This window comes from Amycolatopsis sp. cmx-4-83, assembly GCF_046548815.1.
Taxonomy (GTDB): domain Bacteria; phylum Actinomycetota; class Actinomycetes; order Mycobacteriales; family Pseudonocardiaceae; genus Amycolatopsis; species Amycolatopsis pretoriensis_A.
Map to the genome: position 1 here is coordinate 855513 of NZ_JAEBEF010000001.1, position 21459 is coordinate 876971.

23 protein-coding genes are annotated in these 21459 nt (G+C 71.0%); 13 read left to right on the plus strand and 10 right to left on the minus strand.

What is annotated here, in order from left to right; translation table 11 throughout:
* Positions 1-11 precede the first annotated feature (11 nt).
* Positions 12-806: an enoyl-CoA hydratase-related protein gene (locus ACLJQM_RS04405; RefSeq protein ID WP_360772377.1), complete on the minus strand. Its 795-nt coding sequence runs from the start codon at positions 804-806 to the stop codon at positions 12-14.
* A gap of 197 nt (positions 807-1003) precedes the next feature.
* Here ACLJQM_RS04405 and ACLJQM_RS04410 point away from each other — a divergent pair, with 197 nt between their 5' ends.
* Both ACLJQM_RS04410 and ACLJQM_RS04415 read left to right on the plus strand, forming a co-directional pair.
* The gene (locus ACLJQM_RS04410; RefSeq protein WP_013222969.1) at positions 1004-1171 is read left to right on the plus strand and encodes a DUF3117 domain-containing protein; all 168 of its coding nucleotides are present in this window, start codon (positions 1004-1006) and stop codon (positions 1169-1171) included.
* A 90-nt stretch (positions 1172-1261) separates the two neighbouring features.
* Positions 1262-2716 (plus strand): leucyl aminopeptidase family protein, encoded by a 1455-nt coding sequence (locus ACLJQM_RS04415; protein WP_360772374.1) that lies wholly within the window; start codon positions 1262-1264, stop codon positions 2714-2716.
* Positions 2717-2936: 220 nt separating this feature from the next.
* Here the strand turns inward: ACLJQM_RS04415 and ACLJQM_RS04420 are convergent, their stop codons facing one another.
* Entirely contained in the window at positions 2937-3065 is a 129-nt protein-coding gene (locus ACLJQM_RS04420; protein ID WP_410630219.1) for a hypothetical protein, read from the minus strand.
* A gap of 374 nt (positions 3066-3439) precedes the next feature.
* A complete protein-coding gene (locus tag ACLJQM_RS04425) occupies positions 3440-4333 on the minus strand; it encodes a LysR family transcriptional regulator (protein ID WP_360772371.1) in 894 nt (297 codons plus the stop codon).
* Between the two features lie 62 nt (positions 4334-4395).
* Between ACLJQM_RS04425 and ACLJQM_RS04430 the strand changes: the two genes are divergently transcribed.
* The gene (locus ACLJQM_RS04430) at positions 4396-5580 is read left to right on the plus strand and encodes an MFS transporter (RefSeq protein ID WP_410630220.1); all 1185 of its coding nucleotides are present in this window, start codon (positions 4396-4398) and stop codon (positions 5578-5580) included.
* 1 nt (position 5581) lies between these two features.
* On the opposite strand, the gene ACLJQM_RS04435 is transcribed toward ACLJQM_RS04430, so the two are convergent.
* Positions 5582-6226 carry an O-methyltransferase gene (locus ACLJQM_RS04435; RefSeq protein WP_086865531.1) on the minus strand — a complete coding sequence of 215 codons (645 nt, stop codon included), beginning with the start codon at positions 6224-6226 and terminating at the stop codon, positions 5582-5584.
* Between the two features lie 190 nt (positions 6227-6416).
* On the opposite strand from ACLJQM_RS04435, the gene sigE reads away from it, so the two are divergent.
* The 4 genes from sigE to tatB all read left to right on the plus strand — a co-directional run bounded on the left by sigE (position 6417) and on the right by tatB (position 10209).
* The gene (gene sigE / locus ACLJQM_RS04440) at positions 6417-7028 is read left to right on the plus strand and encodes an RNA polymerase sigma factor SigE (protein WP_247014535.1); all 612 of its coding nucleotides are present in this window, start codon (positions 6417-6419) and stop codon (positions 7026-7028) included.
* Positions 7025-7675 carry an anti-sigma factor family protein gene (locus tag ACLJQM_RS04445; RefSeq protein ID WP_410630221.1) on the plus strand — a complete coding sequence of 217 codons (651 nt, stop codon included), beginning with the start codon at positions 7025-7027 and terminating at the stop codon, positions 7673-7675. Before sigE ends, ACLJQM_RS04445 begins: the two co-directional genes overlap by 4 nt.
* 527 nt (positions 7676-8202) lie before the next feature.
* Complete coding sequence (locus tag ACLJQM_RS04450) at positions 8203-9720, plus strand: S1C family serine protease (protein ID WP_247014533.1); 1518 nt, start codon at positions 8203-8205, stop codon at positions 9718-9720.
* A gap of 78 nt (positions 9721-9798) precedes the next feature.
* Positions 9799-10209 carry a Sec-independent protein translocase protein TatB gene (gene tatB / locus ACLJQM_RS04455; RefSeq protein ID WP_360772363.1) on the plus strand — a complete coding sequence of 137 codons (411 nt, stop codon included), beginning with the start codon at positions 9799-9801 and terminating at the stop codon, positions 10207-10209.
* 48 nt (positions 10210-10257) lie between these two features.
* Here the strand turns inward: tatB and ACLJQM_RS04460 are convergent, their stop codons facing one another.
* Genes ACLJQM_RS04460 through ACLJQM_RS04475 form a run of 4 tightly spaced genes read right to left on the minus strand, consistent with a single transcriptional unit; the run spans position 10258 to position 14115 of the window.
* The gene (locus ACLJQM_RS04460) at positions 10258-11403 is read right to left on the minus strand and encodes an Mrp/NBP35 family ATP-binding protein (RefSeq protein ID WP_247014531.1); all 1146 of its coding nucleotides are present in this window, start codon (positions 11401-11403) and stop codon (positions 10258-10260) included.
* A 10-nt stretch (positions 11404-11413) separates the two neighbouring features.
* Complete coding sequence (locus ACLJQM_RS04465) at positions 11414-11923, minus strand: DUF1003 domain-containing protein (protein ID WP_247014530.1); 510 nt, start codon at positions 11921-11923, stop codon at positions 11414-11416.
* Complete coding sequence (locus ACLJQM_RS04470; RefSeq protein ID WP_360772358.1) at positions 11916-13193, minus strand: magnesium transporter MgtE N-terminal domain-containing protein; 1278 nt, start codon at positions 13191-13193, stop codon at positions 11916-11918. Before ACLJQM_RS04470 ends, ACLJQM_RS04465 begins: the two co-directional genes overlap by 8 nt.
* Before the next feature lie 10 nt (positions 13194-13203).
* Complete coding sequence (locus ACLJQM_RS04475) at positions 13204-14115, minus strand: aminoglycoside phosphotransferase family protein (RefSeq protein WP_410630222.1); 912 nt, start codon at positions 14113-14115, stop codon at positions 13204-13206.
* A gap of 92 nt (positions 14116-14207) precedes the next feature.
* On the opposite strand from ACLJQM_RS04475, the gene ACLJQM_RS04480 reads away from it, so the two are divergent.
* The gene (locus ACLJQM_RS04480) at positions 14208-15062 is read left to right on the plus strand and encodes an SPFH domain-containing protein (protein WP_360772353.1); all 855 of its coding nucleotides are present in this window, start codon (positions 14208-14210) and stop codon (positions 15060-15062) included.
* Here the strand turns inward: ACLJQM_RS04480 and ACLJQM_RS04485 are convergent.
* Complete coding sequence (locus tag ACLJQM_RS04485; protein WP_410630223.1) at positions 15059-15670, minus strand: DUF4190 domain-containing protein; 612 nt, start codon at positions 15668-15670, stop codon at positions 15059-15061. The genes ACLJQM_RS04480 and ACLJQM_RS04485 overlap by 4 nt on opposite strands.
* Before the next feature lie 34 nt (positions 15671-15704).
* Positions 15705-16055, minus strand: a complete 351-nt coding sequence (locus ACLJQM_RS04490) for a DUF4190 domain-containing protein (RefSeq protein WP_410630224.1) — start codon at positions 16053-16055, stop codon at positions 15705-15707.
* A gap of 131 nt (positions 16056-16186) precedes the next feature.
* Between ACLJQM_RS04490 and ACLJQM_RS04495 the strand changes: the two genes are divergently transcribed.
* The 5 genes from ACLJQM_RS04495 to ACLJQM_RS04515 all read left to right on the plus strand — a co-directional run bounded on the left by ACLJQM_RS04495 (position 16187) and on the right by ACLJQM_RS04515 (position 21458).
* Entirely contained in the window at positions 16187-17389 is a 1203-nt protein-coding gene (locus ACLJQM_RS04495; RefSeq protein ID WP_410630225.1) for an acyl-CoA dehydrogenase family protein, read from the plus strand.
* Between the two features lie 176 nt (positions 17390-17565).
* Positions 17566-18081 carry a general stress protein gene (locus ACLJQM_RS04500; RefSeq protein ID WP_360772790.1) on the plus strand — a complete coding sequence of 172 codons (516 nt, stop codon included), beginning with the start codon at positions 17566-17568 and terminating at the stop codon, positions 18079-18081.
* Between the two features lie 256 nt (positions 18082-18337).
* Positions 18338-19660 carry an ABC transporter substrate-binding protein gene (locus ACLJQM_RS04505; RefSeq protein ID WP_360772341.1) on the plus strand — a complete coding sequence of 441 codons (1323 nt, stop codon included), beginning with the start codon at positions 18338-18340 and terminating at the stop codon, positions 19658-19660.
* Positions 19657-20619 (plus strand): carbohydrate ABC transporter permease, encoded by a 963-nt coding sequence (locus ACLJQM_RS04510; RefSeq protein ID WP_281506199.1) that lies wholly within the window; start codon positions 19657-19659, stop codon positions 20617-20619. Before ACLJQM_RS04505 ends, ACLJQM_RS04510 begins: the two co-directional genes overlap by 4 nt.
* Entirely contained in the window at positions 20619-21458 is an 840-nt protein-coding gene (locus tag ACLJQM_RS04515) for a carbohydrate ABC transporter permease (protein ID WP_155549210.1), read from the plus strand. The genes ACLJQM_RS04510 and ACLJQM_RS04515 overlap by 1 nt, the downstream gene beginning before the upstream one ends.
* The last annotated feature ends 1 nt before the right edge of the window (position 21459 follow it).

The following is a 21459-nucleotide window of genomic DNA, read 5'->3' on the forward strand; positions in this document are numbered from 1 at the left end:
CAGCCCGGCGCTCACTTGCCCTGGAAGTTCGGCTTGCGCTTGCCGACGAAGGCCTCGACGGCTTCGGTGTGGTCGGCGGTCGCGCCGAGCGCGGTCTGGGCGGCGTCCTCGGCGGCGAGGGCCTCCTCGAACGTCGACTGCGCGGCCAGGTTGAGCACGCTCTTGATCTTCGCGTAGGCCACCGTCGGCCCGGCCGCGAGCTTCGCCGCGACCTTCTGGGCGCGCGCCGGCAGCTCTTCGTCCGGCACGACCTCGCCGACCAGGCCGAGGCGCAGCGCCTCCGCGGCGTCGACGGTCCGGGCCAGCAGCATCAGCTCGGCGGCGCGGCCGTAGCCGACCAGCCGCTGCAGCGTCCACGAAGCACCCGAGTCCGGGCCCAGCCCGACGTTGGCGAAGGCCATCAGGAACGACGACGACTCGGCGGCGATCCGCAGGTCGGAGGCGTAGGCGAACGCGGCCCCGGCCCCGGCGGCGGTGCCGTTGATCGCGGCGATCACCGGCTTCTCCATCGAGACGATCGCGTCGACGATCGGGTTGTAGTGCTCTTTCACGGTGTGTAGCGGGGCGGGGTCACCCGCTTGCAGCAGCCCCACGTGCTCCTTCAGGTCCTGGCCGGCGCAGAACGCCTTGCCCGAACCGGTCAGCACCACCGCGCGGACGGCTTCGTCGTCCGCCGCCTCGCGCAGCGCCGCGAGCAGTGCTTCCTTCAGCTCGACGGTCAGCGAGTTGTACGCCTGCGGCCGGTTGAGGGTGAGGGTGCGCACCCCGTCGGCGTCGGCGATCAGCAGGACGTCGGATGTGGTCACGTCTTCTCCTTGCGCGGAAACATCGGTCGTCCGACAGTCTCACACCCCTCGCGGGCCGCATACCAGCACCGATACGGCGGCAAAAGATCGGTCCGCTGATGCGCCCGGCCGCTGATGAGGGACAATGGACACCAGACCCGGCTGGCTTTCACGCGAGCGCGACCCGGGCGCGCCGGTTGAGACGGAGGGAGCACGCTATGGCGGCCATGAAGCCCCGGACCGGAGATGGTCCCCTCGAAGTGACTAAGGAGGGGCGGGGCCTCGTGATGCGCGTACCGCTCGAGGGCGGTGGGCGACTCGTCGTCGAACTTTCCGCGGAAGAAGCGAAGGACCTCGGCGCCGCACTGGCGGAGGTCACCGGCTAAAAAGCCTCCCTCGAACCGTCCTTCCGTCGCACCCCGGTCTCCCTTCGGAGGCCGGGGTCGCGGTTCCTCTGCGCCCGAAGGTTGCTCACTGTGCGTAATCCGCTACCCCCCGTTCCGACCAGCCTGCTCGACATCGAGGTAGCGGCGGATCTCCGCCGCGGTACCCCGACGGCCCGGTTCGTGACCGCGCCGGCGGACGACGTCGAGTCCGAGCCGCTCGAGGTCGGCGGCGTCCGGATCACCGGCAAGGCGGGCGACGTGCAGACGGTCCCCGGCGACGGGCCCCGCTGGGTCGCGGGCCTCGGCGACGGCGAACCGAAGCAGTACCGCAAGACCGGCGCAGCGCTGGTCCGCGCGGTGAACGCGGCGCTGGCGGACGACGTCGGGAGTGGCGCCAAGGCGTTCCGCGCGGTGCAGGTGGCGCTGCCGGAGGAGGCGTCCGGCGAGCACGTGACCGAGCTGGCGCTGGGGCTGCTGCTGGGTGGCTACCGCTTCAAGGTGACGGGCGAGGACCCCAAGCCGTCGGTCCGGACGGTGCGGCTGGTGACCGCGGACCCGGCCGCCGGCGAACTGGTCGCCCGCGCTTCGGCGCTGGCCGCGGCGACGGCGCTGACCCGCGACCTGGCGAACACGCCGTCGAACGTGAAGACCCCGGCGTGGCTGGCGGACACGGCGTCGAAGGTGGCCGGCCCGGACGTCGAGGTGACGATCCGGGACGAGAAGTGGCTGACGGCACAGGGCTTCGGCGGCGTCGTGGCGGTCGGCGGCGGCTCGGCGCGCCCGCCGCGGCTGATCGAGATGGCGTACAAGCCCGCGGGCGCTTCGCGGCACCTGCTGCTGGTCGGCAAGGGCATCACGTTCGACACGGGCGGCCTGTCCATCAAGCCGGCCGACGGCATGCACCTGATGCGCACGGACATGGCGGGCGGCGCGGCGGTGATCGCGGCGACCCGCGCGATCGCGGCCCTGGGCCTCCCGATCCGCGTGACGGCCCTGGTGCCCGCGGCGGAGAACCACGTGTCGGGCTCGGCGTACCGGCCTGGCGACATCGTCCGCCACTACGGCGGCAAGACGACCGAGGTGTCCAACACGGACGCGGAGGGCCGGATGGTACTGGCCGACGCGCTGGCGTACGGGATCCGCAAGTTCAACCCGGACTACGTGGTCGACGCGGCGACGCTGACGGGCGCGATGAAGGTCTCGCTCGGCCTGCGCACGGGCGGCCTGTTCGCCTCGGATTCCGCACTGGCCGAGGCGGTCGTCGCGGCGGGCGCTCGGGTGGGCGAGGCGTGGTGGCGCATGCCGCTGGTGGAGGACTACGCGGAGAACGTCCGCGGCGAGTTCGGCGACGTCCGGCAGACACCCGGCGGCCCGGGCAGCATCACGGCGGCGTTGTTCTTGCGCGAGTTCACGTCCGGGTTGCCGTGGGCGCACTTGGACATCGCCGGACCGGCCCGGTCGGAGAAGAACTACGACGAGGTGGTCCCGGGAGCGACCGGCTTCGCGGCGCGGACCTTGGTGGAGCTGGCTGCTTCGCTGGGCTGAGGTTTGCCCACAAGTCGTGGGGGCTGTGGACAACCTGCTGTTCGTGGGCGGTTTGTCCGGGAGCGCCGATAGGCTGAGCAGGGCCGCCTCCAGGGTCCGGTTTCCAGGGATCGTATGAGCCGGGATCGGTCTATGCGTGGCAAGCCCCGAACCTCGTCTCCTTTGCGCTGGTGGTTCAGGGTGGGGGCAGCCGGGAAGCGGCGCGGAGGGTCGGGGTCGACTACCGGACGGCGAAGTACTGGCGGGCCGCGGCGAAGGCCGCCACCGCGCCGAGCTGGGGCGTCCGGTCTCGACGATCAGCCGGGAGCTGGAGCGTGACCGGCAACCGGAGGGCAGCTACCAGCCCCACCAGGCGCACGAGGTGGCCGCCGACCGCGACCGGAAGCGAGCAAGCTGGCCGCAGATCCGGGGTTGCGGGCGGTCGTTCCGGATGGGCTGGATCAGCGGCGCAGCCCCAGCAGATCAGCGCTCGGCTGCGCCGGGACCATCCCGACCGGGCGTAGTGGCACGTGACCCACGAACCACCGATCTGCCGGTGCACACCGCCGGCGATCTCGATCGTGTCGCGGTTGAGCTCAACGACCGACCACGCATGACGCTGGGTCGGGACAGTCCGGCCGAACGCAGGACAGGATTGCTCGGCACCACGACCGAGCAGCGGTGGTGCAACGACCGCCGGAAACCGCCGTTGGGCGGGGGCACGTCGGCGGTAGGTGCGCCGGCTCAAACCCCGGCCAGCACGTGGTCCCGGAAGCCGTTCACCGCCGGGGTCATCGGCTCCTCCGCCCGCCAGGCCAACCCGATGGTCCGGTACGGCCGCGGCGAAAGCGGCACCTCCGCGACCCCCGCCGGACTGCCTGGCCCGAACCGTGGCAGCAGCGCCACCCCCAGGCCCGCCGCCACCAGGCCGCGCACCGTGTCCGACTCCTGGCCCTCGAACGCGATCCGCGGCGTGAACCCCGCCGCCGCGCAGAGCTCGTCCGTCAACGTCCGGACGCCGTAGCCCTGCTCCAGCAGCACGAACTCCTCGTCCGCCAGCTCCGAAACCCGCACCGATCGCCGCCCGGCCAACGGGTGGCCGGCCGGGACCGACAGCAGGATCTCCTCGTCCACCAGGCCCGCGGAAGCCAGCCCGGGAACGGACGGCAGCGGCGCCAGCAGCGCCAGGTCCAGCTCGCCGGCCACCAGCCGGTCGATCATCTCCTGCCGCGAGCCCTGCACCAGCGTGAACCGCACCCCCGGGTACCGCGCCCGGTGGCCGCGCAGCAGCGACGGCACCAGCGAGCGGCCGAGCAGGTGCAGGAACCCCAGCACCACGTGCCCCGACTCCGGGGACACCTCTTCCCGCGCCAGCCGGACGCCGGTGTCGAGCGCCGCCAGGCCGCGCTCCGCCGCTTCCGCCAGCAGGTCGGCCGCGCGGGTGAGGCGGATGCCGCGGCCGTCCGGCACCGTCAGCGGCGCGCCCAGCGCGTCCGCCAGCGCCGCGAGCCGGCGGCTCACCGTCGGTTGCGGGACGCCCAGCAGCTCGGCCGCGCGTGTGACGTTCCTCGTCTTCCGCAAGGCGGCCAGCAGCGGCAGGTGCGGCGCGACCTGCGCCGACAGCGATTCATGCGTCACCGCATGAATCATGCCAGCTGAACGCATTGGACGTATTGGTTAGCTCTGCTTACTTTCAGATCGTGACTTCCACGCGCCGAGTCAAGACCGCCGTCGCCGCGGCCGGGATCTCCTCCTTCGCCCTGCTCTACGCGCCGCAGCCGGTGCTGCCGCAGCTCGCCGCGCAGTACCACCTCGACCCCGGCGGCGCGGCCCTCGCCGTCAGCGTCGCGACCGGCGCGCTCGCCATCGCCGTCCTGCCGATCGCCGCGCTGTCCGAAGTGGTCGGACGGCGGCCGGTGATCCTGACGTCGGTCATCGCGTCGGTCGTGTTCGGGCTGCTGCTGCCGCTGATGCCGACGTACCCGGCGCTGCTCGTCCTGCGGGCGCTGCAGGGGATCGCGATCGCCGGCTTCCCCGGCGTCGCGGCCGCGTACCTGGCCGAACGGCTGGGCCGCGCGGGCGTCGCGGCCGCGGTCGGCGCGATGATCGCCGGCAACACCATCGGCGGCATGCTCGGCAGGCTGGCCAGCGGGTTCACCGCGGGCCCGCTCGGCTGGCGCGGCGCGCTGTACGTCGTCGCGGGGGTGGGCGCGGTGTGCTCGGCGATCACCGTCGTGACGCTGCCGCCGGGGACGCGCCCGCGCGGGGACGCCCAGCTCCGCGCGGTCGCGCAAGGGCTGGTCACGGCAGTGAGCAAGCCGGTGCTGCTCGCGCAGTACGCGGTCGCGCTGCTCGCGATGGGCTCGTTCGTCGCGCTGTACAACGCCGCCGGCTTCCGCCTGACCGGCGACCCGCTCGGCCTCTCGCCGGCGATCGCGTCGCTGGTGTTCCTCGCCTACGCGAGCGGCTCGGTGTCGTCCGCCGCGGCCGGCCGCCTGGTCGCCCGGGTCGGCCGCCGCCGCGCGCTGATCGGCGCCCTGCTGCTGACGGCAATCGGCGCGACGCTGACCCTGCCCGACTCACTCCCGATGGTCATCGCCGGGTTCCTGGTGCTGACCTGCGCGTTCTTCGCCGCGCACGCGGTCGCGAACGGCTGGGCGGCGGCCGACGCCCCGGAGAACGCCCGCGGCCAGGTCGGCGGCACGTACACGGCGACGTACTACCTGGGCAGCAGTGTCGGGGGCGCGGCGGGCGCGTGGGTCTACGGCCACGAGGGCTGGTCGTGGCTGATCGCGCTGGTGGTGGTGTGGCTCCTGCTGGCGGTGGCGGCGGTCGGTGCTGGGACGCGGGTTCGGCTGGAGCGCCGGGAGCTCGTGGCGAGCTGACTCAGATCGCCGCCGCGACCAGCAAGCCGCCGCCCACCGGCAGGAGCGCCGGCACCAGCCGGTCGTCTTCGCGGAACGCCCGTGCCACCTCGCGCAGCGCCAGCGTCTCCGGGTCCCGGTGCGAAGGGTCGATCACCCGGCCGCCGGCCAGCACGTTGTGGAACGCGATGATCCCGCCCCGCCGCAGCAACGACACGCCCAGCTCGTAGCACCCCGGGTACTCGATGTGCGCGGAATCGACGAACACCAGGTCGTACCCGCCCGGCGTGAGCCGCTGCAGGACGTCCAGGGCGCGGCCGATGATCAGCCGGGTGCGGCCCGGTGCGTAGCCGGCCTCGCGGAACGTCGCGCGCGCCGCCCGCTGGTACTCCGGCTCGACGTCGATCGAGGTCAGGATGCCGTCCGGGGCCATGCCGCGCAGCAGGCTCAGCCCGCTGACGCCGGCGCCCGTGCCGACCTCGACCACCGCCTTCGCGCGCAGGGTCGCGGCCAGGAAGCGCAGCGTCGCGCCCGCGCCCGCGCTGAGCGGGACGCAGCCCAGGTCCTCGGCCCGTGCCCGCGCCGAAGACAGCACCTCGTCGTCGGGCAGGTACCCGTCGACGAACCCGGAATCGGCCGGTGCGGCCGCAGGGGTGGGCGTGTTCACGCACGGAGGTTAGCGTTGGTTGTCGATAAATCCTCGCAGGCTCCCTGGTAAGCACCCGGGAAGAACTTCTCAGCCTGCTCTCAGTCCAGTCTCACTAGAACCATAAGGAACCTCGACAGACTGAAAACCAGACACACGGGAACACCGTGGCCACAGCCCGCGTTGGGTGGAGCAGACAGGAGAAACGCAGATGGAGGTGCCTGCTCCCGCTATGCAGAACGCCGTTGCCGACGCCGGGGCTCAGCCGGTGACCCTGGACGAGGCAGCTTGGACGCCGCCGTCCTGGGACGAGGTCGTGCGCGAACACGGCGACCGGGTCTACCGGCTCGCCTACCGCCTGACCGGCAACACCCACGACGCCGAGGACCTCACGCAGGAGACCTTCATCCGGGTCTTCCGCTCGCTGGCGTCGTACAAGCCGGGGACGTTCGAGGGCTGGCTGCACCGGATCACCACCAACCTCTTCCTGGACATGGCCCGCCGCCGCTCGCGCGTGCGGATGGAAGGCCTGCCCGAGGACACCGACCGCATCGTGGGCGACGACCCGAGCCCCGAGCAGGTCTACTCCGACACCCACCTGGACCCGGACCTGCAGGCGGCGCTCGACGAGCTGCCCCCGGAGTTCCGCGCCGCGGTCGTGCTGTGCGACGTCGAAGGGCTGTCGTACGAGGAGATCGGCGCGACGCTGGGTGTCAAGCTCGGCACCGTCCGCAGCCGGATCCACCGCGGCCGCCAGGCGTTGCGCGCTTCGCTCGAGCGTCGGCGCGCTCACGCACCGGAGTCTGCGAAGGTGTCGGTATGACCGCACCGCGAGGCTGGGGACTCCCCGAGTCGCACCTGCTGCCGGACGCCGTGGTGGCGTTCGTCGACGGCGAACTTTCGCACGGCGCGCGCGATCGAGCGGCGTCGCACATCACCCGCTGCCCGGCGTGCGCGGCCGAGGTCCGCGCCCAGCGGCAGACGGTCGACACGATCCGGCACGCCGGTGCCCCCTCGATGTCGGCGGGGTTCCTGGCGAGCCTGCAGTCGATCCCGCAGCACACGGAGCTGCCGGGCACCCCGGACAACCTGGCCATCACGGCCGACGGCCAGCTCGTCGCGGTCCAGCGTCCCGACCGGGTCGCCGGCCTGCGTGACGCGGGTGTGCTGGGCGGTGTCGCGCCGTTGGGATCGTCGGCTCCGCTGGGCCAGTCGCCGAACGTCCTCGGCGGCGGCCGCTTCAAGCGCCGCGCCGCGCAGGGCGCGGGGGTCGTCGTGTCCGGGCTGGTGCTGAGCGCGCTGGCCTTGGTCGGGACGTCCGCGGACGGCGACGGCGGCCCTGAGCAGAGCGGCGGTGCGCCGCAGCCGGCAAACCTGCTCCCGGCCCAGCTGGCGGTGCCGCCACAGCCCGCGCCGAAGTCGATTCCGGTGAGCACTTCGCCTGCCGCGGTGCCCGTCGGCATCCGCTGAACGGCTTGATCGAGGCCGCTGCGAGGAAGCCCTCGTGGCGGCCTTTGCCGTGTGCGGGGTGGGGCCGGGCGGCGCTGAGCCCGCAACGGCGCTGAGGGTGCCGCTGGGCCCGGCAGCCGGGTGCCGAGTGGCGGCTTGTCGAGACCACCGCGCCGGCTGCCGCCCGCCTCGGGCCTGCCGGCGGCGAACGCTCCGGTGCTTTCCGGGGTGCTCGGCCGCAGCTCACGGGCGGGGTGCCGAGCCGCGGCTGCCGCCTACCAGCGGCCATCAAGGCCGTCGCCGGGCCGATGTCGGTGGCGGATGCGCCGGTGCTTGCCGAGGCGCTCGGCCGCAGCCCACGTGCTGGGGTGCTGAGACCGCCGCGAGCAGGAGAGCCTGCCGCCGAACACGTCACATCCCGCGTTCCCGCCCGGCCCCTCGGCCGCCCGTGCCAAGAAACAGCCACTTCACCGGCCGACCGGCAGACTCGGAGCACTGGGCTTGGGTATCGTCACGCCCAGCCACCTGATCTTCTTCTGCACCGGGGAATGATGACCGAGCCGAACGTGAATCCCGAGCAGTCCGGCGCGCGTGATGCCGACCGGCTGGGTCCGCGGCCGCTCGCGCGGCCCGCCGTCGATCCCGCCCAGGCCGCCGTGTTCGGCAGGCCGCAGGGTGTCGATGGGGCGTTCGACAAGCTCTACTCCCCGCAGAAGGCCAACGGCGTCAACCTCGCGCCGCCCGCGCCCGAGTCGCTCGCCGAAGCCTTCCGGCGGCCGCCCGGGGCCGAAGGCGTCCTGCTCGAACGGCCGCGCGAAGCCACCGGTGACCCGAAGGAAGCCGATCCGCCGCTGTGGAACAGCACCAGCGACCCGTGGCGCGATCCGGGCGCCGGTGCCGTGCTCGCCGGGCCCGCGATGCCGGCCGAGGACGAGGAAAAGCCCGCCCAGCGCCCGCCGGGAGCGCTGCTCAGCCTGCCCGAGGTGCTCTTCGGTCGGCGCGTCAAACCCAAGGCGCTGGCCCTGCTCGGGGTCGTCGCGCTGCTCGTCGGCGCGGTCGGCGGCCTCGTCGGCTGGTGGGTCGCCGACACCGGTACCGAGCTCACCGGCTCCGCCACGATCTCCGAAGCCGAGGCCGCCAAGGAACGTCCGGCCGGTTCGGTCGCCGAGATCGCCAAGCGCGTCGCGCCCGCCGTCGTCTCGCTCGAGGTCTTCAAGCCCGGTGCCGAGTCCGGCGAGCAGGGCTCCGGCGTGATGATCGACCCGCAGGGCTACATCCTCACCAACGAGCACGTCATCGCCTCCGCCGCCGCGGACCCGGGCGTCAAGGTCACCGCGATCTTCGTCGACGGCACCCGCACCGAGGCCAAGCTGGTCGGCGCCGACCAGAAGACCGACCTCGCCGTCGTGAAGGTGAACGTCACCAACCCGACCGTGCTGCAGATCGGCAAGTCCGCGGACCTTCAGGTCGGCGACACCGTGATGGCGATCGGCTCGCCGCTGGCGCTGCAGAACTCCGTCACCGCGGGCATCGTCAGCGCGCTGAACCGCCCGATCACCGCGGGCGGCGACAGTGGCGCCCCGCCGGTCACCTACGAAGCCATCCAGACCGACGCCGCGATCAACCACGGCAATTCGGGCGGTGCGCTCGTCGACGCCACCGGTGCGCTGGTCGGCATCAACTCGTCGATCCGCTCGTCCAGCGCGGACGGCGGCAGCATCGGCATCGGCTTCGCCATCCCGAGCGACTACGCGATCAAGATCGCGAAGGCGCTGATCAAGGACGGCAAGGTCCAGCACGCGGACATCGGCATCAACGCGTCGTCGACGGTCGCCGGGTCGTCCACCATGGGCGCCCAGGTCAAGAACGTCGCCCCCGGCGGGCCGGCCGCGAACGCGGGCATCAAGGAGGGCGACGTGATCACGAAGATCGGCAGCCGGCTGGTCCGCGACTCCGCGGAACTGACGGTCGCGGTCCGGGCGCACGACGTCGGCGAAGTGGTCCCGGTGTCGCTGGCGCGCGACGGCGCGAGCTTCGTCGTGGACGTAACCCTGGCTTCCGACTGAGTTCCCGCGTTCGGCCTGCCGGCGCACGGCCGGCTGCGGGTACCCTGGGCGGGTAGGTTCAGCTGCGGAGGTTGACTGGTGTTCGACAGCGTCGGGTGGGGCGAAATCCTCGTCCTCATCATCGCCGGTCTCTTCATCCTCGGCCCGGAACGCCTCCCCGAGGCGGCGTCCTGGCTGGCGAAGAGCGTGAAGAAGGTCCGCGACTTCGCGACCGGTGCCCGTGAACAGCTGCGCGAGGAGATGGGCCCGGAGTTCGACCAGCTCCGCAAGCCCCTCGAAGACCTCCGCGGGCTGCGCAACTTCGACCCCAAACGCGTGGTGACGCAGCACCTGTTCGACGGCGACGCGGACCCGCTGGGCCTGAAGGGCATCACGAACGGCAGCAACGGGACGAACGGGACCAACGGCTCGACGGTCAGCCAGACCCCGGCGCGGCCGGAGCCGCTGAAGCCGGGCGAGCGCCCGCCGATCGACCCGGACGCCACCTGACGCACCGAAGGCCACCCCGCGGGGTGGCCTTCGGCTTCCGCGAGCGGGTCAGCGGCCCGCGGGGGTCACGTTCAGCATCATCCCGGCCAGGCCGCGGGCGCGGACCGAGAGCTTCTTCGCCACGTCGTTCAGCACCACCGACGCCGGCGCTTCCGGCTCGGACAGCACGATCGGCGTGCCCGCGTCGCCCTGGGCGACCACTCGCGGGTCCATCGGGACCTGGCCGAGCAGCGGGACGTCGGAGCCGATCGACTTCGTCAGCGAATCGGCCACCGTCCGGCCGCCGCCGGAGCCGAAGATCTCCAGGCGGGAGCCGTCGGGCTGCTCCAGCCACGACATGTTCTCGATGACGCCCGCCACGCGCTGACGCGTCTGCAGCGCGATCGCACCCGCGCGCTCGGCCACCTCGGCCGCCGCCTGCTGCGGGGTCGTGACCACCAGGATCTCCGCGTTCGGGATCAGCTGGGCGACCGAGATCGCGATGTCGCCGGTGCCCGGCGGCAGGTCCAGCAGCAGGATGTCGAGGTCGCCCCAGAACACGTCGGCCAGGAACTGCTGCAGCGCGCGGTGCAGCATCGGGCCGCGCCACACCACCGGCGTGTTGCCCGGGGTGAACATGCCGATCGAGATCACCTTCACGCCGTGGGACTGCGGCGGCATGATCATCGTGTCGACCTTGGTCGGCTTCTCGCGCGCGCCCAGCATGCGGGGGATCGAGTGGCCGTAGATGTCGGCGTCCACGACCCCGACCGAAAGGCCGCGCGCGGCCATCGACGCCGCCAGGTTCACCGTGACCGACGACTTGCCGACGCCGCCCTTGCCCGACGCCACGCAGTACACGCGGGTCATCGAGCCCGGCTGCGCGAACGGGATCACCGGCTCGGCCGCGTCGCCGCGCAGCGACTTCCGCAGCTCGGAGCGCTGCTCGTCGCTCATGACGTCCAGCTCGACGCGCACGTCGACTACGCCGGGGAGCTTCGCGACGGCTTCCTTCGTGTCGTTGGTCAGCGTCGCCTTCAGCGGGCAGCCCGCGACCGTCAGGTAGATCCCGACCGTCACGACGCCGTCGTCGCCGACGACCACGTCCTTGACCATCCCCAGGTCCGTGATGGGTTTCCGGATCTCCGGGTCTTGCACGCTCTTCAGCGCGCTGCGGACGTCGTCGACGCTGGGGAGCTGCTGAGTACTGGTCACCCCGTCCATGTTACGAGCCGGTAGGAGTGCGGCTCGGCTTGGCCTTCCTGGGCTGGACGGCGAGGTCCTCCCGGAGCCGGTCCAGCTCGCTGCGCAGGTAGTCCCGCGTGGCCACCTCGCCGACCGCCAGCCGCAGCGCCGCCAGCTCCCTGGCCAGGTATTCCGTGTCGGCTTTCGTCTGCAGGGCCCGGTTCCGGTCCTCCTCCAGGGAGACGCGGTCGCGGTCGTCCTGGCGGTTCTGCGCGAGCAGGATCAACGGTGCCGCGTAGGCAGCCTGTGTCGAAAAAGCCAGGTTGAGCAGGATGAACGGGTACGGGTCCCAGCGGAACGACACCGCGGCCAGGTTCAGCACGATCCAGATGATCACGATGAGCGTCTGCCAGAACAGGTACTTGCCGGTGCCGAGGAACCGCGCCAGCCGTTCGGACAGCCGGCCGAAGGTGTCCGGGTCGATGTTCAGCCTGAACCGGTTCTGGCCGCGGGGCTGGTCGAGCCGCCGTCCCGGAGTCAGCTCAGGCACGGTGTTCCTCCATGGTGTCGTGCAGCCCGGTCTCGCGCCAGTCCTCGGGCAGCAGGTGGTCGAGGACGTCGTCGACGGTCACCGCGCCGATCAGGTGGTCCTCGGTGTCGATGACCGGCCCGCAGGTCAGGTTGTAGGCCGCGAAGTACCGCGTGACCTCGGCCAGCGAGGCACCCGGTTTCAGCGGCGGCAGGCCGGTGTCGACGGCGCTGGCCACGAGCTCCGCCGGTGGCTCGCGCAGGAGCCGCTGGAAGTGGACGACGCCGACGTAGCGCCCGGTCGGCGTCGCGGTCGGCGGCCGGCAGACGAACACCATGCTGGCCAGCGCCGGCGGCAGCTCGGGGTTGCGGATGTGGGCCAGCGCCTCCGCGATCGTCGTGTCCGGCGTGAGCACCACCGGTTCCGGCGTCATCAGGCCGCCCGCGGTGTCGGACGAGTACTCCAGCAGCCGCTTGACCGGCGCGGACTCCTCCGGCTCCATCAGTTCCAGCAGCCGGCTCTGGTCGGCCGGGGCGAGCTCGGCCAGCAGGTCGGCCGCGTCGTCGGGGTTCATCGCCTCCAGGACGTCGGCGGCGCGCTCCTCGGCCAGGTACGCCAGCAGTTCCTTCTGGTCGTCGTCCGGCAGCTCTTCGATGACGTCGGCGAGGCGCTCGTCGTCCATCGCGTCGGCGACCTCGTGGCGCCGCTTGAGCGGCAGGTCGCGCACGGTCGCGGCGATGTCGGCCGGGCGCATGGTGTCGAACAGCATGAGCAGCTGGCCGGCGCCCTGGGGCTGCGCGCCGAGGTCGGCCAGGCCCAGCCCGGAGACCTCCGACCACGGCAGCACCTGCATCGCCGCGCGGCGGCGGCCCAGCCCGCTCCGCCGCTCCCGGATGGCCAGCTTGGCCAGCACCCAGTCGCGGGTGCGGGTCGGCTCCATCCCGGCGTCGACGACGGTGATCCGCGTGCCGGACGCGGTCAGCGCGGCGTGCGCGTCGAGCAGCTGCCCGAGCACCAGGACCTCGTTGGGCCGCTGGACGAACTGGCGCATGTTGACCGAGCCGGTGGCGAGCGTCACGGCGGTCGGCTCGATCCCGGTGACCCGCAGCATCGGCACGAAGACGCGCCGCCGCGTGCTCAGCTCGACGACCAGCCCGAGGATCCGCGGCGGCTGCGCGTCGAGCCGCAGCCCGGCCACCAGGTCGCGGACCCGGCCGATCGACTCGCCGTCCGGGCCGAACACGGGCAAGCCGGACAGCTGAGCAGCGAAAACCCTGTTGACCGCGGCCATGGCGCTGACACTATCGGCTGGCTGCCCAGACAGCGATTTCCGGCACTGTGACGAAGGCCGGGTCGTCGCTGTCCTCGCCGGTCTCGGCGAGCTCCTCGATCATCCAGATCCAGTTCTGCACGGCCCGCACGAGCGTCCAAGCCCGCGCTTTCGCGGCGTCCAGTTCGAGTGAAGCGACGATCAGCGTGCACCGTTCGTCCAGTGTGGACTCGGTGAAGCGGTTCCAGAACAACGGGATGACACCCCACTCGAGGTCGCCGGCGAGCGGCTTGGGGTCGATGACCAGCCACGGCTCGCGCGTACCGGCGAGGACGTTCTCGAAGTGCAGGTCCTCGTTCACCAGCCGGTCACCCGCGCCCGGCCCGAGCTCGCGGCAGATCGCGACGGCGTCGTCGACCAGCCGCCGCTCGAACGGCTCGCCGAGCTCGGCCCACCGGCGGGGGAGCTCCTCGGCGAGGCTCCCGGCTTCGGTGCGCAGCTGCCGCCGCAGCGACGGCGGTGCGGGCACGGCGAGCCGGCGCGCGAGGCCGCCGATGAGCGGGATCGCTTCGCGCAGCGGGAGGTCGTCCAGGGTGCGGCCGGCGTCGAGCCGTTCGAGGAGCAGGACGCCGTCCTCCGGTGCGGAGTCCAGCAGCCGCACCGCACCCCGACCGGCCCATGTGGACAGTGCGAGCGGCTCGTCGGCCGATTCTTCGTCGCGCCAGCCGAGCTTCAGCACCACCGGCGTGCCGTCGGCCAGGCGCGCGGGCTGCACGACGCCGACGTAGCCGTGCATCGCCTCGCCCTCGAACGTCAAGCCCCACTCACGCGCGTAGCGGGCGGCGAGCCGGGGCAGCTCCGCCAGCCAGGGGACCGCCCCGGGCCCGAGCACCTTCGGGGCCCGGGCGGCGAACAGCGGGGGAACGCGAAGATCGGTCACCACCCCAGTCTGGTGGCCGCGTCCAGCGCGTTTCGTCGGGACCGCGACCGGCGTACGCTGGGTTTTCAGGGGAAAACGCAACCCCGGGAGCAGCCATGGTGGTGGAGATCCTCAGCGCTGTCGTCGTCGCGGGTGGAGCCTGGCTCGCGGCCAGTGTGCGCGTCGTGAAGCAGTACGAACGCGGCCTCGTCTTCCGGTTCGGCCGGGTGCGGGCGAAGGTCCGCGAACCGGGACTGGCGGTGCTCGTGCCGTTCGCGGACCGGATCCAGAAGGTCAACATGCAGATCGTCACCATGCCGGTCCCCGCCCAGGACGGCATCACCCGCGACAACGTCACCGTCCGGGTCGACGCGGTCGTCTACTTCAAGGTCATCGACCCGATCGTCGCGGCGGTCAACGTCCAGGACTACCGGTCGGCGGTCGGCCAGGTCGCGCAGACGTCGCTGCGCTCGATCATCGGCAAGAGCGAGCTCGACGACCTCCTCTCCAACCGCGAGCGCCTCAACGAGGGCCTGGAGCTGATGATCGACAGCCCCGCGCTGGACTGGGGCATCCACATCGACCGCGTCGAGATCAAGGACGTCGCGCTGCCGGAGGCGATGAAGCGCTCGATGTCGCGGCAGGCCGAGGCGGAGCGGGAACGGCGCGCGCGCGTCATCTCCGCCGACGGTGAACTGCAGGCGTCGTACAAGCTCTCGCAGGCGGCCGCGCAGATGGCCGACACCCCGGCGGCGCTGCAGCTGCGGCTGCTGGAGACCGTCGTGCAGGTGTCGTCGGAGAAGAACTCGACGCTGGTGCTGCCGTTCCCGGTGGAACTGCTGCGGTTCCTGGACGCGCAGACGCCGAAGGCCGCGCCGCCGCCGGAACCGCCGGCCGAGGCGAAGCCGGAGGTGAACGGCCACGCGACACCGGCGCCGCGCAGCCCCGGCGACGCGGTGCTGCCGGACTAGGTCAGCTGCCCGTTCGCGCTCAGGACGATCAGGGTGGTGAAGAAGCCGACCCAGAGCGCGATGGCGACGTAGCCGACGATCAGGGCGGCCGTGGCCAAGCCGCGGCCGCCCGCTTCGCCGCGGTTCGTCTTGCTCAGCGCGATGTGGGCCATGACCACCCCGGCGATCGCCGTGATGCCGGAGCAGAAGCCGAGGATCGAGCAGACCAGGGCGCCGATCGCCAGCGCGTTGTCCTGCCCGCGGGCCGAAGGCGCGTACGGCGAGCCGTACTGCGGCGGGGTGACGTACGACTGCGGGTACGGCTGCGGCGGGTACCCGGGCGGCGGCGAGTACACCGGCTGGCCGGGAGCGGCGTACGGCGTGCCCGGGATGTGCGCGGCCGGCGTCTCGAACGAGCCGGGCGGCAGCGGGCCGGGCTGTTCCGGGGCGGCGGCAGGCTCTTCGGTCGCGGTGGTGTCCGCGACGGTGGTGTCCGCGATCGTGGCGTCGCCGGCCGGCGGGTCGTACCGCTCCGGCTCGTACGACGTCGATTCGGTGGCCGGCGGCGGGTCGTAGGCCACGGTCGGATCGGTGGCCGGGCGGTCCTTGTCCCCGGACGGGTCGGTCATGACGGATCCCCTCGGTGCGTGCGCGAAGCCAAGGTTAGCGCCAGCCGCTGAACGCGCCGATACCGATGAACAGGGCGAGCAGGCCGATGTTCAGCGCGATGGAGATGTAGCCGATGATGATCCCCGCCAGCGCGAGGCCTTGGCCGTCGGCCACGCCGCGCTTGGCCTTGCCGTAGGCGATGTGGCCCATGATGATGCCCGCGATGCCGACGACGAAGCACAGGACGAGCCCGAGGATCGAGCAGACCAGCGACCCGACGGCGAGGCCCGAGCCCTCCACCGGGGGCTGGTAGCCGCCCGGGTAGCCGGGGTACTGCGGGTAACCGGGCTGCTGGTAGCCGTACTGCTGACCGTACGGGTTGTTCGGGTCCTGCGGATAAGTCATGGTGCTCCCCTCCGCGCCGCACTCTACGGCGGGAATCGTGAGCGCCCTCATAGCAGGGTCGCGGGTTTCGGGTCATACTCACCGGTAACCCAGCGCCGGGAGCGGCGTCGTATTCCGGAAAGGGAGCCGTGATGGCCCGTCTCGCCCAGACCGCCGGCCTGACCGACGTGCAGTCGGAGATCCTCGCGACCGTCCGCCAGTTCGTGGACAAGGAAGTCATCCCGCACGCCCAGGAGCTCGAACACTCCGACACCTACCCGGCGGACATCGTCGAGGGCATGAAGGAGATGGGCCTGTTCGGGATCACCATCCCGGAGGAGTACGGCGGGCTCGGCGAGTCGCTGCTGACCTACGCACTGGTGGTCGAGGAGATCGCGCGGGGCTGGATGAGCGTGTCCGGTGTGATCAACACCCACTTCATCGTGGCGCACATGATCTCCCGCCACGGCACGGAAGCGCAGAAGCAGCACTTCCTCCCGCGGATGGCGACCGGCGAGGTGCGCGGCTCGTTCTCGATGTCGGAGCCGGATCTCGGCTCGGACGTCGCCGCGATCAAGACCAAGGCGAGGCGTGACGACGACGGTGCTCACTATGTCATCGACGGCTCGAAGATGTGGCTGACCAACGGCGGTTCGTCGAACCTGATCGCGCTGCTGGTCAAGACCGACGAGGGCGCCGAGAAGGCGCACCAGAACCTGACGACGTTCCTCGTGGAGAAGCCGGAAGGCTTCGGCGAGGTGGCGCCCGGGCTCACCATCCCCGGCAAGATCGACAAGATGGGCTACAAGGGCGTCGACACGACCGAAGCGGTCTTCGACGGCTACCGGATCGGCGCGGACATGGTGCTCGGCGAGGCGCCGGGGCGCGGGTTCGCGTACATGATGGACGGTGTCGAGGTCGGCCGCGTGAACGTCGCGGCGCGGGCGTGCGGCATCGCGATCCGCGCGTTCGAGCTCGCGGTCGAGTACGCCCAGCAGCGCAAGACGTTCGGCAAGGCGATCGCCGAGCACCAGGCGATCGCGTTCAAGCTGGCCGAGATGGCGACGAAGGTCGAAGCGGCCCACCTGATGATGGTGAACGCGGCGCGGCTCAAGGATTCGGGCGAGCGCAACGACGTCGAGGCCGGGATGGCGAAGCTGATCGCTTCGGAGTACTGCGCGGAGGTCACGCAGGACGCGTTCCGCATCCACGGCGGCTACGGGTACTCGAAGGAGTACGAGATCGAGCGCCTGATGCGCGAGGCCCCGTTCCTGCTGATCGGCGAGGGGACGAGCGAGATCCAGAAGACCATCATCAGCCGCGGCTTGCTGCGGGAGTACAAGTCCCGCTCCTGAGGCCGCCACTTTCCCTACGAAAGCTGCGCGGGAGGCGCCCTCCGGCGACACTTTCATAGGGAAAGTGCGAAGCGACTTGTCGACATGGGGCAGTGTCCGGCCTTTCGGGGTAAGCGGCTCGCACGGTCCGGGCGTTCTTGACAAGATGGACGCCCGAGACCACGAGTGCGCAGGTGATGATGGTGAGTAGTCCCTTCGGCGGGAGCCGGGCGCCCGGCAACCTGCCACGGCTGCCGACCCCGCCGACCGGCTGGCCGATCGGGTCGTACGCGACCTACGGCGAGGCGAAGCAGGCCGTCGACTTCCTCGCGGAGAGCGAGTTCGCCGTCTCCGACGTCACCATCGTCGGGGTCGACCTGATGCTCGTCGAGCGCGTCATCGGGCGGCTGACCTGGGGGCGCGTGCTCGCCGCCGGCGGGGTGTCCGGGGCCTGGTTCGGCATCTTCGCCGGGCTGCTGCTCGGGTTGTTCGTCAACCAGGGCTTCGCGTTGCAGGTGCTCACCGGGCTCGTGCTCGGCGTGCTGTCCGGGCTGATGTTCGCCGCCATCGGGTACAGCATGTCGCGCGGGCGGCGGGACTTCTCCTCGGCGAGCCAGCTCGTCGCCGGCCGGTACGACGTCCTGTGCCAGCCGCGGTCCGCCGAACAGGCGCGCGAACTGCTCGCCAAGCTCGCGCTCAAGCCGAACCCCTGAACCCGAACCCCTAAAAACTCCGCCCCTACCAGGGAAAAATCACGATTCGACGCGCGGTGGGCTGAATCGTTACCGATACTGCTTGCGGGGTGTGATCGCCCGGCATAAGTTGTCCGACACCAGTCGGGCGGCCTCGCCCAACCAGCGCGGCGGCCCGAGCACTAGCACGTCGGGGTGCTGGCGCGGTTCGCCTCATCGCGTCGCGGTGCCCACCGGGTACCGCGGTAACCGGCGTGCACGCGGGTGAGGAGGCCTTATGGGGAAGAGGATCGGCGCGGGCGAACGGGGACGCTCGCCCGGCCGTGCCGCGGTCCTGCTGGGGGCAGGGGCATTGGTGACCGGTCTGCTGGCCGGTTGCGGATCGGGCGGTGGGCTGAAGATCAACGTCTACTACGCGCCCGAAGACAGCTTCCAGAAAGTCGTCGACAACTGCAACCAGGCGGCGGGCGGCCGCTACGAGATCGTCTACAACAAACTGCAGCGGGGCGCCGACGACCAGCGCCTGCAGATGGCCCGGCGGCTCGCCGCGGGCGACACCGCGATGGACGTCCTCGGTCTCGACGTGACCTGGGTTTCGGAGTTCGCCGAAGCCGGCTGGGTCGAGGAGTGGACGGGCCGGAACAAGGCCGAGGCGACGCAGGGCGTCCTGCAGGGGCCGCTGGAAACGGCGACCTACGACGGGAAGCTCTACGCGGCCACGAAGAACACCAACGTCCAGCTGCTCTGGTACGACGACCGGATCACGCCGACGCCGCCGAAGACGTGGCAGGAGATGATCGCGAAGTCGAAGGAGCTGAAGGCGCAGGGCAAGCCGTACAGCATCGTCTTCACCGGCGCGCAGTACGAAGGCCTCGTCGTCTTCTACAACACGCTGGTCAACTCGATGGGCGGGCACATCATCTCCGACGACGGCAAGTCCGTCGTCATGGACGACGGCGCCGTGCAGGCGCTGGCCCTGCTCAAGGAGGTCACGTCGTCGGGCATCACCGACCCGTCGCTGACCAACTCGAAGGAGGACGACGTCCGGCAGGCGTTCCAGCGCGGTGACGCCGCGTTCGAGCTCAACTGGCCGTTCGTCTACGCCTCCTACGCCAAGGACAAGCCGCAGGACGTCTCGCACATGAAGTGGGCCGTCTACCCCGAGGCGAAGGCCGGCACGCCGGCCAAGACCACGATCGGTGGCTACGACCTCGGCGTCAGCTCGTTGTCGGCGCACAAGCCCGAGGCGTTCGAAGCGGCGCTGTGCCTGCGCAACGCGGAGAACCAGAAGTTCTCGGCGATCAACGACGGCGTCCCGCCGACCATCGAATCGGTGTACCGCAACGACACGCCGCTCGACCCGTCGAAGCCGGCGAGCGCCGACAACCCGAACATGGCGCTCAAATACCCGATGCGCGACTCGATCATCGCCGCCATCAAGGACTCCGCGGTGCGGCCGCTGACCCCGGCCTACCAGAACCTGTCCACGGTGATGTCCAAGGTCCTTTCCCCGCCCGCGGAAATCGACCCAAAGGCCACCGCGGACAAGCTCCGCGAACAGCTCAACGACGCGCTCCAGTCGAAGGGAGTGATCCCGTGACCGTCCAGGACCCGACCACGGCGGGGGCCACCGCCGCCCAGGAACCCGTGTCCCACAAGAAGGGCAAACCCGCCCTGTCCGAGGGGAAGCGGGCCGAGCGGCGGCTCGGGCTCTGGCTGTGCGCGCCCGCGTTCTTCGTGATGATCGCGGTCACCGGCTACCCGATCCTCTACTCGATCTGGCTGTCGCTGCAGCGGTACGACCTCAGGTTCCCCGCGCAGCAGGAGTTCGTCGGCTTCGACAACTACGGGGCCGTGCTGTCCAATTCGTACTGGTGGACGGCGTTCGGCACCACGATGTTCCTCACCGTGGTGTCGGTGGCGATCGAGTTCGTCCTCGGCATGGCACTGGCGCTGGTGATGCACCGGACGCTCGTCGGCCGCGGGCTCGTGCGCACGGTCGCGCTGATCCCGTACGGCATCGTCACGGTCGTCGCGGCGTTCTCGTGGTACTACGCGTGGACGCCGAAGACCGGCTACCTGGCGAACTGGCTGGCCGCCGACGCGGCACCGCTCACCGAGCAGTGGCCGTCGCTGTTCATCATCATCGGCGCCGAGGTGTGGAAGACCACGCCGTTCATGGCGCTGCTGCTGATGGCGGGCCTGGCCCTGGTGCCGGACGACCTGCTCAAGGCCGCGTCGATGGACGGCGCGAGTGCGTGGCAGCGGTTCACGAAGGTGATGCTGCCGGTGATGAAGCCGGCGATCCTGGTGGCGCTGCTGTTCCGCACGCTCGACGCGTTCCGCATCTTCGACAACATCTACGTGCTCACCTCGGGCGCGCAGGACACCGGGTCGGTCTCCATGCAGACCTACAACAACCTGGTCAAGGGGCTCAACCTCGGGATCGGGTCGACGATGGCGGTGCTGATCTTCATCACCGTGGCGATCATCGCCTTCATCTTCATCAAGGTGTTCGGCACGGCCGCACCGGGTTCGGACGACGGGGGTAAGCGCTGATGGTGATGGGAACCGTCACGACGGGCCGCAAGCTCAGGTGGGGCCTGGTCGACATCCTCGTGCTGGTGTTCGCACTGGTGCCGGTGCTCTGGGTGGTTTCGCTGTCGTTCAAGACCAAGGACACGCTGACCGACGGGTCGTTCATCCCGCAGTCGTGGACCTGGCAGAACTACGCGGACATCTTCCAGACGTCGGAGTTCCTGCTGGCGCTGGTCAACTCCATCGGCATCGCGATCATCTCGACGGTGATCGCGGTGGTGCTGGGCACGATGGCCGCGTACGCGATCGCGCGGCTGGAGTTCCCCGGCAAGCAGCTGCTGGTCGGGCTTTCGCTGCTGATCGCGATGTTCCCGCAGGTGTCGCTGGTGACGCCGCTGTTCAACATCGAGCGGAACCTGGCGCTGTTCGACACGTGGCCGGGGCTGATCCTGCCCTACATCACGTTCGCGCTGCCGCTGTCGATCTACACGCTGTCGGCGTTCTTCCGGGAAATCCCGTGGGAGCTGGAAAAAGCGGCCAAGATGGACGGCGCGACGCCGGCACAGGCCTTCCGGAAGGTGATCGCGCCGCTGGCCGCGCCGGGCGTGTTCACCACCGCGATCCTGGTGTTCATCTTCTGCTGGAACGACTTCCTGTTCGCCATCTCGCTGACGTCGACCACGGCGTCGCGCACGGTGCCGGCCGCGCTGTCGTTCTTCACCGGGTCCTCGCAGTTCGAGGACCCGACGGGCCAGGTGAGCGCGGCCGCGGTCGTGATCACCATCCCGATCATTGTGTTCGTGTTGTTCTTCCAGCGTCGCATCGTGGCGGGGCTGACGTCCGGTGCGGTGAAGGGGTAGC

Excerpts from the sequence above, each read along its gene's own strand:
- ACLJQM_RS04445 (WP_410630221.1), top strand. The coding sequence starts at position 7,025 with ATGACCGCACCGCGAGGCTGGGGACTCCCCGAGTCGCACCTGCTGCCG.
- ACLJQM_RS04450 (WP_247014533.1), top strand. The coding sequence starts at position 8,203 with ATGATGACCGAGCCGAACGTGAATCCCGAGCAGTCCGGCGCGCGTGAT.
- ACLJQM_RS04515 (WP_155549210.1), top strand. The coding sequence starts at position 20,619 with ATGGTGATGGGAACCGTCACGACGGGCCGCAAGCTCAGGTGGGGCCTG.
- ACLJQM_RS04495 (WP_410630225.1), top strand. The coding sequence starts at position 16,187 with ATGGCCCGTCTCGCCCAGACCGCCGGCCTGACCGACGTGCAGTCGGAG.
- ACLJQM_RS04480 (WP_360772353.1), top strand. The coding sequence starts at position 14,208 with ATGGTGGTGGAGATCCTCAGCGCTGTCGTCGTCGCGGGTGGAGCCTGG.
- ACLJQM_RS04500 (WP_360772790.1), top strand. The coding sequence starts at position 17,566 with ATGATGGTGAGTAGTCCCTTCGGCGGGAGCCGGGCGCCCGGCAACCTG.
- ACLJQM_RS04490 (WP_410630224.1), bottom strand. The coding sequence starts at position 16,055 with ATGACTTATCCGCAGGACCCGAACAACCCGTACGGTCAGCAGTACGGC.
- ACLJQM_RS04505 (WP_360772341.1), top strand. The coding sequence starts at position 18,338 with ATGGGGAAGAGGATCGGCGCGGGCGAACGGGGACGCTCGCCCGGCCGT.
- ACLJQM_RS04470 (WP_360772358.1), bottom strand. The coding sequence starts at position 13,193 with ATGGCCGCGGTCAACAGGGTTTTCGCTGCTCAGCTGTCCGGCTTGCCC.
- sigE (WP_247014535.1), top strand. The coding sequence starts at position 6,417 with ATGGAGGTGCCTGCTCCCGCTATGCAGAACGCCGTTGCCGACGCCGGG.
- ACLJQM_RS04485 (WP_410630223.1), bottom strand. The coding sequence starts at position 15,670 with ATGACCGACCCGTCCGGGGACAAGGACCGCCCGGCCACCGATCCGACC.
- ACLJQM_RS04410 (WP_013222969.1), top strand. The coding sequence starts at position 1,004 with ATGGCGGCCATGAAGCCCCGGACCGGAGATGGTCCCCTCGAAGTGACT.